At 30.5% G+C, this 15,080-nt stretch carries 12 protein-coding genes; 3 read left to right on the top strand and 9 right to left on the bottom strand.

From position 1 onward, the window contains the following. Nucleotides 1–57: 57 nt before the first annotated feature. The 9 genes from L1S46_RS06185 to L1S46_RS06145 all read right to left on the bottom strand — a co-directional run bounded on the left by L1S46_RS06185 (nucleotide 58) and on the right by L1S46_RS06145 (nucleotide 10,496). Nucleotides 58–3,804 carry a phosphoribosylformylglycinamidine synthase gene (locus L1S46_RS06185; protein WP_238899521.1) on the bottom strand — a complete coding sequence of 1,249 codons (3,747 nt, stop codon included), beginning with the start codon at nucleotides 3,802–3,804 and terminating at the stop codon, nucleotides 58–60. Nucleotides 3,805–4,311: 507 nt separating this feature from the next. Further along, the gene (locus L1S46_RS06180) at nucleotides 4,312–4,479 is read right to left on the bottom strand and encodes a zinc-ribbon domain-containing protein (protein ID WP_011968395.1); all 168 of its coding nucleotides are present in this window, start codon (nucleotides 4,477–4,479) and stop codon (nucleotides 4,312–4,314) included. Between the two features lie 266 nt (nucleotides 4,480–4,745). Then, nucleotides 4,746–5,432 (bottom strand): amino acid ABC transporter ATP-binding protein, encoded by a 687-nt coding sequence (locus tag L1S46_RS06175; protein WP_238899520.1) that lies wholly within the window; start codon nucleotides 5,430–5,432, stop codon nucleotides 4,746–4,748. 15 nt (nucleotides 5,433–5,447) lie between these two features. After that, complete coding sequence (locus L1S46_RS06170) at nucleotides 5,448–6,089, bottom strand: amino acid ABC transporter permease (protein WP_077855716.1); 642 nt, start codon at nucleotides 6,087–6,089, stop codon at nucleotides 5,448–5,450. Between the two features lie 63 nt (nucleotides 6,090–6,152). Further along, nucleotides 6,153–6,986: an amino acid ABC transporter substrate-binding protein gene (locus L1S46_RS06165; RefSeq protein ID WP_236895305.1), complete on the bottom strand. Its 834-nt coding sequence runs from the start codon at nucleotides 6,984–6,986 to the stop codon at nucleotides 6,153–6,155. 148 nt (nucleotides 6,987–7,134) lie between these two features. Further along, a complete protein-coding gene (locus tag L1S46_RS06160) occupies nucleotides 7,135–7,650 on the bottom strand; it encodes a hypothetical protein (RefSeq protein ID WP_017210874.1) in 516 nt (171 codons plus the stop codon). Between the two features lie 185 nt (nucleotides 7,651–7,835). Beyond that, nucleotides 7,836–8,654 (bottom strand): EcsC family protein, encoded by an 819-nt coding sequence (locus L1S46_RS06155; protein ID WP_238899519.1) that lies wholly within the window; start codon nucleotides 8,652–8,654, stop codon nucleotides 7,836–7,838. A 459-nt stretch (nucleotides 8,655–9,113) separates the two neighbouring features. Beyond that, a complete protein-coding gene (locus L1S46_RS06150) occupies nucleotides 9,114–10,061 on the bottom strand; it encodes an SPFH domain-containing protein (protein WP_171788732.1) in 948 nt (315 codons plus the stop codon). A 3-nt stretch (nucleotides 10,062–10,064) separates the two neighbouring features. Then, on the bottom strand, nucleotides 10,065–10,496 hold the full coding sequence (locus L1S46_RS06145; protein WP_017210877.1) for an NfeD family protein: 432 nt from the start codon (nucleotides 10,494–10,496) through the stop codon (nucleotides 10,065–10,067). 317 nt (nucleotides 10,497–10,813) lie between these two features. On the opposite strand from L1S46_RS06145, the gene L1S46_RS06140 reads away from it, so the two are divergent. The 3 genes from L1S46_RS06140 (at nucleotide 10,814) to L1S46_RS06130 (ending at nucleotide 15,065) form a co-directional block, all read left to right on the top strand. After that, complete coding sequence (locus L1S46_RS06140) at nucleotides 10,814–12,712, top strand: NAD(+) synthase (protein WP_238899518.1); 1,899 nt, start codon at nucleotides 10,814–10,816, stop codon at nucleotides 12,710–12,712. Between the two features lie 475 nt (nucleotides 12,713–13,187). Next, complete coding sequence (locus tag L1S46_RS06135; protein WP_077830733.1) at nucleotides 13,188–14,216, top strand: branched-chain amino acid aminotransferase; 1,029 nt, start codon at nucleotides 13,188–13,190, stop codon at nucleotides 14,214–14,216. Between the two features lie 417 nt (nucleotides 14,217–14,633). Next, entirely contained in the window at nucleotides 14,634–15,065 is a 432-nt protein-coding gene (locus L1S46_RS06130) for a hypothetical protein (protein WP_238899517.1), read from the top strand. Nucleotides 15,066–15,080 lie beyond the last annotated feature (15 nt).

The raw sequence follows: 15,080 nt of genomic DNA, 5'->3' as shown, positions 1-15,080 counted from the left end.
ACATCTTTCATCGGATTGAGAGTTAGCAATCAACAAGCAATTGCTAGCTTTCAACTCTTACTTAAAGTAATTTACTCCTGCTTTGAAGATCTTTTGATCAAAGTCTCCTGGGATGTTTCTATATAAATCTGTTCCTATTCTTTCACTATGTGCCATCTTACCTAAAACTCTTCCATCTGGACTTGTTATACCTTCTATTCCGTACATCGATCCATTTGGATTAAACGGCATATTTAATGATACATTTCCATCAAAATCAACATATTGAGTTGCTACTTGACCATTGACAATTAATTCTTTAATTAAGCTTTCTGGTGCAACAAATCTTCCTTCACCATGAGAGATTGCAACTGAATGTATGTCTCCCACATTAACTTCACTGAACCAAGGTGATTTATTTGAAACAACCTTTGTACTTATAATTGAAGACATATGTCTGTTTATATTATTGTAAGTCAATGTTGCCATATCTTCTTTAATATCTACTATTTCACCATATGGTACTAATCCTAATTTAATTAACGCTTGGAAGCCGTTACAAATACCAAGTGCTAATCCATCTCTATTCTTAAGTAATTCCATTACGCTATTGCTTATCTTTTCATTTCTAAGAGCATTGGCAATGAATTTACCTGAACCATCTGGTTCATCCCCTGCTGAGAAGCCTCCTGGAATCATAAGAATTTGAGCTGTACTTATTTCTTTTGCAAGTCTTTCAATTGAATCATTAAGAGCTTCCTTAGTAATATTTCTAAATACTACTTGAGTTACTTCTGCTCCTTCTTTTTCAAATGCTCTAGCGCAGTCATATTCACAGTTGTTTCCTGGGAATACTGGAATTACAACCTTTGGCTTAGCTACTTTAATAGCAGGCGAAAGTGTTGATTTTTTATCATATAGAACTGTTTCTACTTTTCCTTCTACATCTTTTGTTTTAATCTTAAATACTGATTCTAATTTTTCTTCGTATGTTTTTTCTAAAGCTTCTATATCTAAATTCAAATCATATTCCTTAGAAATTATAACTGCCGAGCTTATTGTCTTACCAACTTCTTTATATAAACACTCTTTGAATCCTTCTTCTACATTAACACCATTCTTAACTTCTAGTACTATAGTTCCATAGTTAAATCCAAATAACTCATCCTTTGTTAAGTTATCAATTTCTACACCAATTCTATTTCCAAGTGTCATTTTAGTAACTGTTTCTGAAACTCCACCATATTTAACAGCAGATGCTGAAATTACTTTTTCATCTTGAATTAATTTATATAGTACGTCTAAGTTCTTCTTAAGCTTATCTAAATTTATAGTTCCATCTTCTAGTTTTTCAGTTTGAAGTAAAACTAAACTTGATCCTGCTTCTTTAAATTCTGGTGATATTATATTTCTAGCTTTTTCTACTCCGACAGCAAATGATACTAATGTTGGAGGTACATCTAAATCTCCAAAGCTTCCTGACATTGAGTCCTTACCACCGATTGCTGCTGTTTCAAATGCCATTTGAGCTTCATATGCACCAAGCAATGCTGCAAATGGTTTACCCCATCTAGAGCTTTCTGATCCTAATCTTTCAAAATACTCTTGGAATGTAAGTCTAGCTTTTCTGTAATCTCCACCCATAGCTGCAAGCTTTGACATACTTTCAATTACTGCATAATATGCCATGTGATACGGGCTCCAAGTACCAAGTTCAGGATTAAATCCAAATGTCATTAATGTAGCATCTGCACTTTCTCCATCTAGAACTGGGATTTTAGCTGCCATTCCTTCTGCTGGAGTTTTTGCATACTTCCCACCAAATGGCATAAGTACTGTTCCATGTCCTATTGTTGCATCAAATCTTTCTGATAATCCTTGCTGAGATGATACATTTAATTTTCTTAAATTATTTATCCATTCTTCTTTAACATCAATCTCTGCTACTACATATGGATAATCAACTGGCGCTTTAACTGTAACATTTGTCTTTTGAGTAGCACCGTTTGTATCTAAGAAAGTTCTCTTTAAGTCAACTATGTTTTTACCTCTCCAGAATAATCTAAGTCTATCTGTATCAGTAACATGCGCTACTAAGTTAGCCTCTAAATTTTCTTCATTTGAAAGTTTTATAAATTCATCTGCATCTTCTTTTGTAACAACTACTGCCATTCTTTCTTGTGATTCTGAAACCGCAAGTTCTGTTCCATCTAGACCTTCATATTTCTTTGGAACCTTATCTAAATCTATATCTAAACCTCTGCAAAGTTCTCCAATTGCAACTGAAACTCCGCCAGCACCAAAATCGTTACATCTTTTAATCATCTTAGCTGCTTTTGAATTTCTAAATAATCTTTGAAGTTTTCTTTCAGTAGGTGCATTTCCTTTTTGAACTTCTGCTCCACATTCATTAAGTGAATCTACTGTATGTTCCTTAGATGAACCTGTAGCTCCTCCAACACCGTCTCTTCCAGTTCTACCACCAAGTAAGATAATAACATCTCCTAAAGCTGGTTCTTCTCTTACTACATTTTCTTTAGGTGCTGCTGCAATTACTGCCCCAACTTCCATTCTCTTAGCTGCATAATTTGGATGATATACTTCTTCAACTTGACCTGTTGCTAGACCAATTTGATTTCCATATGAACTATATCCATGAGCTGCCCCAAGTGTTATCTTTCTTTGAGGAAGTTTTCCTTCCAATGTATCTTCAATCGCCACTGTTGGATCTGCTGCCCCTGTAACTCTCATTGCTTGATATACATAAGTTCTTCCTGATAGAGGATCTCTTATAGCTCCACCAAGACATGTTGCCGCTCCACCAAAAGGTTCAATTTCTGTTGGATGATTATGTGTTTCATTCTTAAACATTACTAAATAATCTTCCATACCTTTATCAGTTTCAATTTTTACATTGATTGAGCAAGCATTTATTTCTTCGGAAATATCCAAATCTTCAAGTTTTCCTCTTTTTCTAAGTTCTTTCATAGCAATTACTGCCATATCCATAAGAGTTTTATTCTTTTCTTTCTCGCCATAAACATATGATCTAGATTTTATATAACTTTCATAACTTGCTTTTATTGGAGCTGTGTATTTATTATCTTCAATTTGGACATCTTCTAAGATAGTTGAGAATGTTGTATGTCTACAATGATCTGACCAGTATGTATCTATAACTTTAATTTCAGTTATACTTGGATCTCTTTTCTCTCCTTTGAAATAATCTTGAATCATAAGAAGATCATCAATACTCATAGCTAAGCCTTGTCCACTATGAAATTCTTTTAATTGATCCAATGTCTTGCTGGTAAATCCATCTAAGATTTGTACATCTTTAGGTATGTTTGAAAGTGATGATAAATCTTTGCTATTTATATCTACTTCCCTTGAATCGACTGGGTTTATATAATATTTCTTAATTTTTTCAATATCATCTTTTGAAAGGTTTCCTTTTAATAATACTACTTTAGCTGATTTTATTTCAACCTTGTCTTCTGCTGTTAATAGAGCTAGACATTCTGAAGCTGAATCTGCTCTTTGATCGTATTGACCTGGCAAATATTCTACACCAAAAGCTACTTCTCCTTCATTCATTGGTAATTCTGATTCGTAAACTACATCTACTGTTGCTTCAGAAAAAATTGTATGTAAAGCCTTATTATAATATTCTTCAGGTATATCTGATATTATATATTTATTAACAAGTCTTACGTCTTCCAATCTAGTTACTCCCAAGTTATCTCTAAAATCATTTAGCAAACTTTGAGCTTCTACATTAAATCCTTTTTTCTTTTCAACGAATACGCTTCTAATATTTAACATTTTAATTCCTCCAAAAAATATTATGAGATTTAGCCTAGGTGCATTCAAAAAATACCGCATCAATATACTTGTATATTGGACTTGCTATTTTTTTAATTTACCTACTCACTACACCTTCGTAATGGCGAATGTTTTCCGATAACACTCTACTAACTTTCGTATCGATACCATAAGATTATCATTCAACACGTATGTTGTCAACCTATTTTATGTTAAAATTTCATTTAATTTATGTTTTTACGAACTATGTATTTACATTGTTTTTATATAATTCGTGTTTTCTTTATTTGCTATATATTTTTATGTATTATAAAACATTTTTTCTTTTTCTTAAATCGTGCAAATTTTTATAGTATAAACTATCAATTTTAACATAATCTACACTCAAAAAAGACGTAGATAATTATAGTGTTTTCTATCAATACTATAATTCCCTACGTCTAAAAATTTATTTTTCTATATAAAAAATAAAGAGCCATAAGATTTCTCTTATGACTCAACAACTTACTATCTGTCGAAGTTTCTGTTGTTTCTTTGTTGCTTTCTAGCTCTTCTACAATCAGGACATCTAACTGGATCGTTATCAAATCCTTTTTCTTTGTAGAATTCTTGTTCTCCTGTTGTGAAAACAAATTCCTTTCCACAATCTTTACATACTAAAGTTCTATCTTCCATTATAAAAATCCTCCCTTTTTCCAAAGATTATAACCTGATACCTAGACCCAATCTCTGAAACAGAGGCGAATGTACAGTATTGATTAAATCTTGAATTATCTTACATTCTTATAATACCACACTTTGCCACATATTTCAACACTAATTCGTGTAATTAAATTATCAAATTTAAACCTTCTCAATTTATAATATATCAAAACTTACATTCTTAAATATATAATTTGTTAAAAAAAATGAGGTTTAATCCAACCTCATTCTTGATATAGCTAGTCTTCTTCAAACATCAGACCCTCTTGCAATTTTCCAGCATCCATTGATACTATTCTATCTGACACTTTTTTAGCAAAATCCATATCATGAGTTATAATCATCATACTCATGCCTTTTTCACTTAAACGCTTTATTAAATTTGCAACTTCCCCAGTTAATCCTGGATCTAGTGCAGAAGTTGGCTCATCAAAGCACATTATTTTAGGTTCAAGCACTAATGCTCTTCCAATAGCAACTCTTTGTTTTTGACCACCAGATAATTCAAATGGATAGTTATTTTTCTTTCCTAACAAGTCTAAGAAACCTAAAGTTTCTTCTGCTTTCTTTATTGCTTCTTCTTTTGACCATCCTAACACTTTTTGTGGTGCTTCAATAAGATTTTCTAAAACACTCATATGCGGAAATAAGTTAAAATTTTGAAATACTAATCCTATATCTTTTCTTATTTCTTTTAACGCATTTTTATCTACATACTTACCATTTTTACATAAAACTTTTCCGTTAACTTCTATATCGCCTTCATCACAATGTTCCAATTCATTTACACATCTAAGTAAAGTTGTCTTTCCGCCACCTGAATTTCCAACGACAACTAATATTTCACCTTTTTCTATATGAAGATTAACACCTTTTAAAACTTCTGTATTTCCGAATCTCTTTTTCAAATTACTTACTTTAAGCATATAATCTCCTCCACACTATTTATAATAGTCATACTTCTCTTCAATTTTCTTTAATACTTGACTGAAAATTGCTATTACTACTAAGTAAACAGCACCAACTATTAAAAGTGGTACCAACGAAACATCTCTATTAGCAGCAGTCTTACCTATCTTTAATAGCTCGTCCATACCAACTACATAAACTAATGAAGTATCCTTCACTAAAGTTGTTATTTCATTCGCAACTGGTGGTATTACTGTTTTAAATGCTTGTGGAAGTATTATTCTAAAAAATGTTTGTTTAGAACTTAAGCCTAGAACCTTAGCCCCTTCAACTTGTCCATTATCTATAGACTCTATACCTGCTCTAAATATTTCTCCAAAATAAGCTCCATAATTTAAAGTAAACGCTAAAATTGCTGCTGGAAATCTATCAAAGCTGATTCCTACTAGAGGAAGTCCAAAGAAGATCACAATAATTTGCAATAACAGAGGAGTGCCTCTCATTATAAGAATATATATTCCACTTATTTGTTTAAGTATTAGAGATTTAGATGTCCTCATTACAGCGATTATTACTCCTAGCGGAATAGATAATACTAAAGTAAGTACAAAAATTTCTAATGTAACTTGTAATCCCTCTAATACTTGAGGCATTATCTCTAAAATATAACTCAAAGTTATTTCCTCCTCTTTATTTTCAAACTATTTGTATAAATATTTGTGATTATCTAATTTGCACTATTTAAGAATTATATCTTGTTCGAACCATTTCTTTGATATGTCTGCTGCAGTTCCATCAGAAATCACTTCATCTAAAGCTTTGTTAAAAGCTTCTACAAATTTAGTATCACCTTTTTTAATTCCAACACCGTACTTTTCACTTCCAAAATTATCAGTTAAGATTTTATATTTTTCTTCTCCTCTTGCTTTCATATAATATCTTGCTAAAATCTCGTCTACAACAATTGCATCTAATCTCTTCGCTTCTAAGTCCATTAATGCTGCATTATTATCTTCAAATGTAACAAGTTTTCCACCATCAAAAGATTTTTCAATATCACCAGCTGCTTCAACTGCATCTACTGCTGTTGATCCATTTTGAGCACCAACTTTTTTACCTGCTAAATCATTTTTAGATTTAATATTAGAATCTGCTAATGTTACTATAACTTGAGTATTACTTAAATATGGCTTTGAAAATTCAACTTTTTCTTTTCTTTCATCAGTAATTGAATATCCATTCCATATTAAATCTATATTACCGTTATTAAGTTCAGTTTCTTTCATACTCCAATCAATTGATTGAAATTTCACCTTTTTATTAAGTTTTTTACCTACTGCATTTGCTAAATCAACATCAAATCCAACTATTTCTCCGTTCTCATTCTTAAATCCCATCGGAACAAAAGTATCATCTAAACCTATTACTAATTCATCCTTATCTAATGCACTTTTTGCTGCCTTTGATTCTGATGATTTATTGGCATTCCCGCCACATGCAACCAAGCTTACTCCCAATGTAGCTATGATAGCAACTACTGTTAATTTTTTTATTAAACTATTTATTTTCATATGTAATAACCCCCTACATCACTTTCTATTTATCACTTTATCATACTAAAGCAAAAGAATCAAGTATTTTTTATATTCTAAATTATAACAGGCATAATGAAAGCTTCATTAGCCCATCATACCTGTCAAAAATTTGGAACTATAAATTTTATCTAGTGGTCGCTATTCTATCTATCGCTCTTTCAAGGTTATTCATATGTGATGTAAATTCATCTACTGTATCTGTTACTTGCTTTTTATCAATTGGATCCTTAAATGTATCTGCTCTATCTTTTGCATCATCAACATTATCTTTAATTTCATCTAATTTATTAGATATATCATCAAATTTATTTTTAATATCTTCACTTTTTCCTTCAAAATCAGCATTATTGAGCTCGTCCGTTAATTCATCTGCTTTATCATTTAATTCTTTCATTACACGTGTAGTATCACTATCTACTTCATTAACTTTATCAGAAATTTCCTTAGGGTTAGACTTTAATTTATCCATTAATTCCTTCATCTTATCTGATTCAAAAACTTCATTAACCTTATCTGCAGATGGCTTTTCATCTGTATCTTCTTTTGTTTGAAGTATATAATCATCTTTAAGATTACAACCAATTAAAGAAAAAGAAAGTATTAATAAAAGTATAAAGCTCATTATATTTTTCTTTTTCATTTCTTCACCTCAATTTGTTTTATAATATATATTACACAAATAATCCTTCATCATAATTCTAAAAATGTTACAAGAATTTTAGCCGTAATTGTGAATTGCAACATATATAGTCTATATTAATATTTTTTTGCTAATCTTTCAATAATGAAATTGAGGCTCACTCAAACGCAACAAGTTCATCTAAGCTAAAGCGTATTTTTCAATTTAGATAATAATCTTTTTTTATATTTTATACTTGCCACTTCGCTTATATCAGCTAATAATCTATAATTTGATATTCCACCATATACTCCAACTATCGGTATCCCCTGAATAACTTTTGCCACAACTATATTTTCAGACAAACATTTTGAAGCTGACTCAATTAATTCATTTATATCAACCTTAAGATCATGATTATTTTCAATACTATATGCAATTCTATCTGCTTCATTTGAATATAGAATTTTTTCATCTGTTTTTATAGAACTTGCACAAATTATATTTAATATGAATGCTTTTTCACTTTTTGACTTATAATCAAATCCATAATTCACACAAATCTCATACACAGTTTTTAATATTACTCCAATAAACACGGGTATATCCGGTATTCCAATTCCTAATATACCAAGTAATGTGCCTTCGGCTGCTGTGATTCCTTTATTTATAAGTACACCTTTTTTCACTCTTTTATCTATTCTGCTTAAATTTTTGTTATTCATCTGCTTAGATAAAATATACTCATCTATATCTGCTTCATTCTTAATTTTCTCTGAATTATAGCTTTTCTCTATTACTGTAGTACCTTTTTCAAAGACATAATAAAATCCCTTTTCAAATGCTTTCTCAAAAGTTTCTATCATATTTTTCGGGATTTTTTCTTCTAATTGCTCTTTTACAGGCAATATTTTATTTTTTATATATTCATTTTCTTTTTTATAAAAGAATTTTTCTTCCCTTTTTATTAACTTTTTCATTTGACTATTTAATATTCTTTCTTTTCTTTTATCTCTATAATCCATGCGCAGCTATACCGAATCCCTTCTATAAATAATAAATTACTGTATTTAATTAACCTACTTATATAATATAATAATTGCACCAAAAACGGTATCTTAAACACAATTATTCTATTTACTCAAAATCATATATATTGCAAAAATAATCCTTCGTCATAATTCTAAAAATATTACAAGAATTTTAGCCATGATTATGAATTGTGCAACGTGCATTGTGAATTGCAATATATTAAATATGTAAAAGTTCTAGCAAATAAATTAAAATTTGCACGCTCTACATTGGTTCTCTACTTAAAGGAAACTCGATTCACATTCGTTCACTGGGTACTCACAGAGTAAGCTACCATCATCGAATCATAAATTCGAGATGTCTGCTTAACTGATTCACACAAAATCAAAGATTTTGGTTCACTACCTAAAAGAGAGCAATTATCTTGCTCTCTTTTAGGTGTATTTAGTTTATTATTTCTTTCCTGATCCTTTTAGCATTTCTCCAATTGCAGCTATACTCCCAAGAGATGATAAAGTCTCATTTGGTAATATAAGCTTGTTTGCTGGACTGTTAGCCATTTCTTTAAGTGCTTCAACTTGCTTTAATGCTATAACAGTTTCATTTGTTCCAGACTCAATAATAGCTTGGTTTACTTTTCGTATAGCTTCTGCTTCTGCAGCAGCTATTTCTTCTATAGCCTTTGCCTTACCTTCTGCTTCTAATAATTGAGATTCTTTTAAACCTTCTGCTCTTCTTATATTTGCTTGCTTTTCTGCTTCTGCCGATAAGATCTTAGCTTGTTTTTCTCCTTCTGCTTTTTCTATTTGAGATTGTCTCAAACCTTCTGCTTGAAGAATCATGGCTCTCTTATCTCTTTCAGCTTTCATTTGTTTTTCCATTGCTTGTTGGATTTCAGCTGGTGGAACTATATTTTTAATTTCAACTGAAAGTATTTTTATACCATAAGCATCAGTGACTTCATCAATGATGCTTAATAGATCTTGATTTATCGCATCTCTTCCTGATAAAATTTCATCTAATGACATATTACCTAATATATTTCTCATATTAGTTGTAGCTGAATATACTATACCTGATTGAAAACTTTCAATATTATAAACTGCATCTCTTGCATTCAATACCTTATAAAATATAACATTGTCTACTAATATTTTAACATTATCTTTAGTTATAACCGATTGTGGCTCCACATCTAAAATTTGTTGTTTTGTAGAAATCTTCCTTCTAACAAAATCTACAAATGGCACAATAAAATGTAATCCTGGTTCCAATACTCTATGGAATTGTCCGAATCTTTCTACAACATATAAATGCCCTGTATTTACAACCTTAATTGATGAGATAACTACTATTAATATTAATAGTAAAATAACCCCTAAAATTATAATAACACTCATAATCTAGTCCTCCTGAACCTTTTCAATTTTTAATTTTATACCTTCTATTCCTTTGATAGTAAACTTGTCCCCTTTGTGAATAATATCGCCTTCATTTATTACAGTCCAATATTCTCCACCAACTTTAACTTGGGCTTTATCTCTAATCTCTTTTTCGCTTATCATAATTTTTCCTACATATGTTTCTTCCATAAGTGGTATTCTTTCGTTTGCTGCTTTAAATTTTTTCTTGAGTAACGGGTATCCAACTGCAAATGATATTATATTCAGTACAGAAAATACTATTATTTGAATTATAAATGGTACTTCCATTACTCCACACACTGCAGCTACGACAGCACCTACTGCGAATAGTGTAAAACAAAAATTACTAGTTAAAATATCTATTGCAAATACGCATATAGCTATAACTAACCAAAAAACTGCCGCCCCCATACAACTTCCCTCCTTAAAAATATCATAATATTAGTTCTAAGATCTACTGTCCAATTTTTACATACATACTGGAATTTGTAATCTTATTTTATATTATACAGTGTATTTATGAATATTTCAAGATATTTATTAACTTAAAAAGAGTTATTTTATACCTTTTATCTTTTTTTGATTTCACAAACATGTTAGTATATAATTATTAGGATATGTTTATGTTTACTAAGCAAAATATACTTAAAACGTATTTAATTATATTAGAACTATATCTTATAAACCAATAAAAAAACTTAAACTTTATAATTGCAAGGAGTGATTAAATGGATTTTATAAAAGTCGCAGCTGCTTGCCCTAAAACTAGAGTTGCAGATGTTGATTATAATGTTAAAAATATTTTACAGTGCATAAATGATGCAGTAAAAAACGAAAGTAAATTCATAGTTTTCCCAGAACTTTGCTTAACAGCTTATACTTGCGGAGATTTATTTTTGCAAGAATACTTACTAAACAAAGCTTTAGATGGAATTTTTGAAATATTAGATTCTACTAAAGGCGATGATATTTTAATTGCTGTAGGTGCACCACTTATCTGCGAAAGTACTTTATACAATTGTGCTTTTCTATTATTTAAAGGAAGTATTTTAGGAATAGTTCCTAAGTCATATCTTCCAAATTACAGTGAATTCTATGAAAAAAGATGGTTTACTGAAGGTCTTTCAGTTGAGGATGAAAGAGTGGATTTACCATTCCAAAAAGATGTTCCTTTTGGAGTAAACTTAATTTTTTCATCAAGTATCGCAAACTTTGGAGTTGAAATTTGTGAAGACTTATGGGTAACAATTCCACCAAGCTCTTACCTTTCTCTTATGGGCGCTCATATAATCGGAAACCTTTCTGCATCAAATGAGCTTGTTAGTAAGATGGATTATAGAAAAAGCCTGATATCAAATCAAAGTGCTAGATCAATCTGCAGCTATATATATTCTTCTGCTGGTGTTCATGAATCCACTACAGATGTATTATTTAGCGGGCATTTATTAATAAGTGAAAATGGTTCATTATTAAAAGAAAATGACAGATTTCAAAGAGAAAACGAAGTAATATATTCTATAGTTGATGTATTCAAATTAAAGTCTGAAAGAATGAAAAACTTGAGCTTTAGAGATTCATCTAAATTTATCAATAAGAATCCTAACGTGATTAAATTTGAATTTAGTGATGCTTCAATAAGCACATTTGATAGATTTGTGGATAAACATCCATTTGTACCTTCTTACGAAAAAGAAAGAGAAGTTCGCTGCAAAGAAATATTTAATATTCAAGCTGCTGGCTTAGCAAAGAGATTAGAGCATACAGGATCAAAAAAAGCTATAGTTGGGATTTCAGGGGGATTGGATTCTACATTAGCCTTACTTGTAATAGTAAAGACTTTTGAATTGCTTGGTATTGACAAAAAGAATATAGTAACCATTACTATGCCTGGTTTCGGTACTACTGATAGAACTTACAATAATGCTATTAATTTATGTAAGGAATTAGATACAGACCTTAGAGAAATAAATATAGTTAAAGCATCTCTTCAACATTTTGAAGATATTGGTCATGATAAAGACATTCATGATGTAACTTACGAAAATGTTCAGGCAAGAGAAAGAACCCAAATTTTAATGGATATTGCTAATAAAGAAAGAGGACTCTTAATAGGTACTGGTGATTTATCAGAGCTTGCTCTTGGCTGGTGTACATATAACGGAGATCATATGTCAATGTATTCTGTAAATCCATCTATTCCAAAAACTCTTGTAAGATATTTAGTTCAATATGTAGCTCAACATGAATCTACTGAAGTTGTACGCGATATTCTTATGGATATACTAGATACACCTGTAAGCCCTGAATTATTACCTAAGGATGCTAACGGTGAAATCGCTCAAAAAACGGAAGATATTGTAGGTCCTTATGAGCTTCATGATTTCTTCTTATATCACTTTATTAAACATGGCTCAACTAAAGAGAGAATATTCTTTTTAGCTAGGGCTGCCTTTAAAGATGATTACTCTGATGAGGAAATACAAAAATGGCTTGATAAATTTATTTTTAGATTCTTTACTCAACAATTTAAAAGAAGTGCTCTTCCTGATGGACCTAAAGTCGGAAGTATTTCTTTAAGTCCTAGAGGTGACTGGCGTATGCCATCAGATGCTAAGGCTTGGGAATAGCTAGCTGAAATCATATATATTTTTGTTCCGAAAAACTATTAAAATATCGCTGAAGGCTCTAAGTTGCAAGTTGCGCCCAATTCAGCATGCTCCCGCTTTCAGCGTGACAAGCTAAATTTGAACAACTTACAACTAGGAACCTTTAACAGCTCATTTTCAAATGTTTTCTACACAAAAATATATATGATTTCCAGTTGAGATATTCACTTAAAAGTATGTACAAAATCTCTATCAAGTTATGTTTAATAAGTTCTTAATTGTGCTTGCACTTTTTTTCAAATGTGAAATGATCTTGGTTGCACTTCGTGCTCTTTTTATAGGTGAAAAGATCTTAATTGCACTTCGTGCTCTTTTTATAGGTGCGTACTTTTTTCAAATGTGTGGAAATTTTTTTTAGATAGTGCTAAAATAGATGTTATTAAATAACAATAATAAACAATGGCAATAAGCCTTATAGATTTGGAGGAATATAAAAATGGGGAAAAAAGCTGATATAGACTGGGGTAAATTAGGATTTGATTACATAAAAACAGATCTTCGTTATATTTCAGTTTGGAAAGATGGAAAATGGGATGAAGGAAAACTTGTTGAAGACAATATGCTTAGCATAAGTGAAGCTTCTACGGTTATTCACTATGGCCAAAGTTGTTTTGAAGGGCTTAAGGCATATACAACAAAAGAAGGTAAAATTCAATTATTTAGACCTGACTTAAATGCAGATCGTATGAATGAAAGCTGTGACAAACTTCTTATGCCACATATTCCAAAAGAAAAATTTATCGATGCAGTTAAACAAGTTGTAAAGGCAAATGAAAAATATGTACCACCTTATGGAAGTGGTGCAACTCTATATATTAGGCCATATTTAATGGGAGTTGGTAACAACATTGGTGTTAAGCCTGCTCCAGAATATATTTTCGGTGTATTTTGTATACCAGTAGGACCTTATTTTAAAGATGGTGTATCTCCTTGCAATTATATAGTTTTAGATGACTTTGATAGAGCTGCTCCTCATGGTACTGGTGGAAATAAAGTTGGTGGTAACTATGCTGCTTCATTACAAGCTCATGCTGAAGCTGTAAAAAAAGGATTTGCTGATTGTATTTACCTAGATCCAGCTACTCATACAAAGATAGAAGAAATAGGTGCTGCAAACTTCTTTGGAATAACTAAAAATGATGAATTCGTTACTCCTAAATCACCATCTATTTTGCCAAGTATAACAAAGAGATCTCTTCTTTACATTGCTGAACATTATTTAAAAATGCCTGTTTATGAAAGAGAAGTATTTATTGATGAAATAGATCAATTTAAAGAGGCTGGTGCTTGCGGTACTGCTGCAGTAATAACTCCTATTGGTGGAATCCAACATGACGATAAATTGCATGTATTCTTTAGCGAAACTGAAGTTGGTCCTATAACTCAAAAATTATATGACTTACTTTTAGGAATTCAACTTGGTGATGTTGAAGCTCCAGAAGGCTGGATATACGAAGTAGAATAATATTTATAAAATAAAGTTAAAAAATAGTATGAACTTAGCTAAAAAGTAGTTCATACTATTTTTTTATACTATTATTTAGAATCTCTGTATCATATCTTTCAATTGAATTTGAATCTTCCATTCTTAAATAAGTGCTTAAGCTTTAGAATGTTAAGTATAAATTTATTATATCATCATATATTTTACTCTCTTATTATATTATATATGTTGCAATTCACAATTACAGCTAAAATTCTTTTAATATTTTTATAATTATGATGAATAATTATTTTTGCAACGTATATATATTAATCTAATAAATATACATTATATTATAGAATATTTAGTAAACTTTTCTAGTAGATATACGAATATATAAGTAATATATTAATACTAATTATTGAAGCTGAATTTATAATTTTAGGGAGGGGATATTATATGAGTGATAACAGAATAATTTCTAGAAGTGAATATATTGTGGCTAGTGTATCTGGTGCTGCTATAGATAATAAAATAATAAAGAGACCTTATACTAACCCTCGAAATCCTTCCAATAAAAAACAAAATAATGCTAAATCTTTTGACAATACTTTGCATTCATCAGCTTCACAATCATCATCAAATGACAATTCAACGACTTTTTCAAATGAATTGGAAAATATGGCAAGATTAAAAAGTGAAGAAAACTCCAGATTAGTTCAGGCAAAGTTCAACAATAAAATAAAAGATTCTGAGACTTCTGAGAAGAATGCTACTCAAACTGAATTGCATAACAAGCTTGCTCAAGCTATGGATGTTGATGTGGATGTATCTACTCTATATAAAAAAGTACAATTACTAAATTCATTAAAAAATGAATCTAATAACTAATAAAAGGTTGCCAAA

This window comes from Clostridium sp. YIM B02500, from assembly GCF_022324665.1.
GTDB classification, from domain to species: Bacteria; Bacillota; Clostridia; order Clostridiales; family Clostridiaceae; genus Clostridium; species Clostridium beijerinckii.
The sequence above is the reverse complement of the archived record's forward strand: the minus strand, read 5'-3'. Positions and strand labels throughout refer to the sequence as shown.

Bases quoted from the DNA above. Each gene is read 5' to 3' on its own strand.
- L1S46_RS06185 (WP_238899521.1), bottom strand. From the start codon at position 3,804: ATGTTAAATATTAGAAGCGTATTCGTTGAAAAGAAAAAAGGATTTAAT.
- L1S46_RS06180 (WP_011968395.1), bottom strand. From the start codon at position 4,479: ATGGAAGATAGAACTTTAGTATGTAAAGATTGTGGAAAGGAATTTGTT.
- L1S46_RS06175 (WP_238899520.1), bottom strand. From the start codon at position 5,432: ATGCTTAAAGTAAGTAATTTGAAAAAGAGATTCGGAAATACAGAAGTT.
- L1S46_RS06165 (WP_236895305.1), bottom strand. From the start codon at position 6,986: ATGAAAATAAATAGTTTAATAAAAAAATTAACAGTAGTTGCTATCATA.
- L1S46_RS06160 (WP_017210874.1), bottom strand. From the start codon at position 7,650: ATGAAAAAGAAAAATATAATGAGCTTTATACTTTTATTAATACTTTCT.
- L1S46_RS06155 (WP_238899519.1), bottom strand. From the start codon at position 8,654: ATGGATTATAGAGATAAAAGAAAAGAAAGAATATTAAATAGTCAAATG.
- L1S46_RS06150 (WP_171788732.1), bottom strand. From the start codon at position 10,061: ATGAGTGTTATTATAATTTTAGGGGTTATTTTACTATTAATATTAATA.
- L1S46_RS06145 (WP_017210877.1), bottom strand. From the start codon at position 10,496: ATGGGGGCGGCAGTTTTTTGGTTAGTTATAGCTATATGCGTATTTGCA.
- L1S46_RS06140 (WP_238899518.1), top strand. From the start codon at position 10,814: ATGGATTTTATAAAAGTCGCAGCTGCTTGCCCTAAAACTAGAGTTGCA.
- L1S46_RS06135 (WP_077830733.1), top strand. From the start codon at position 13,188: ATGGGGAAAAAAGCTGATATAGACTGGGGTAAATTAGGATTTGATTAC.
- L1S46_RS06130 (WP_238899517.1), top strand. From the start codon at position 14,634: ATGAGTGATAACAGAATAATTTCTAGAAGTGAATATATTGTGGCTAGT.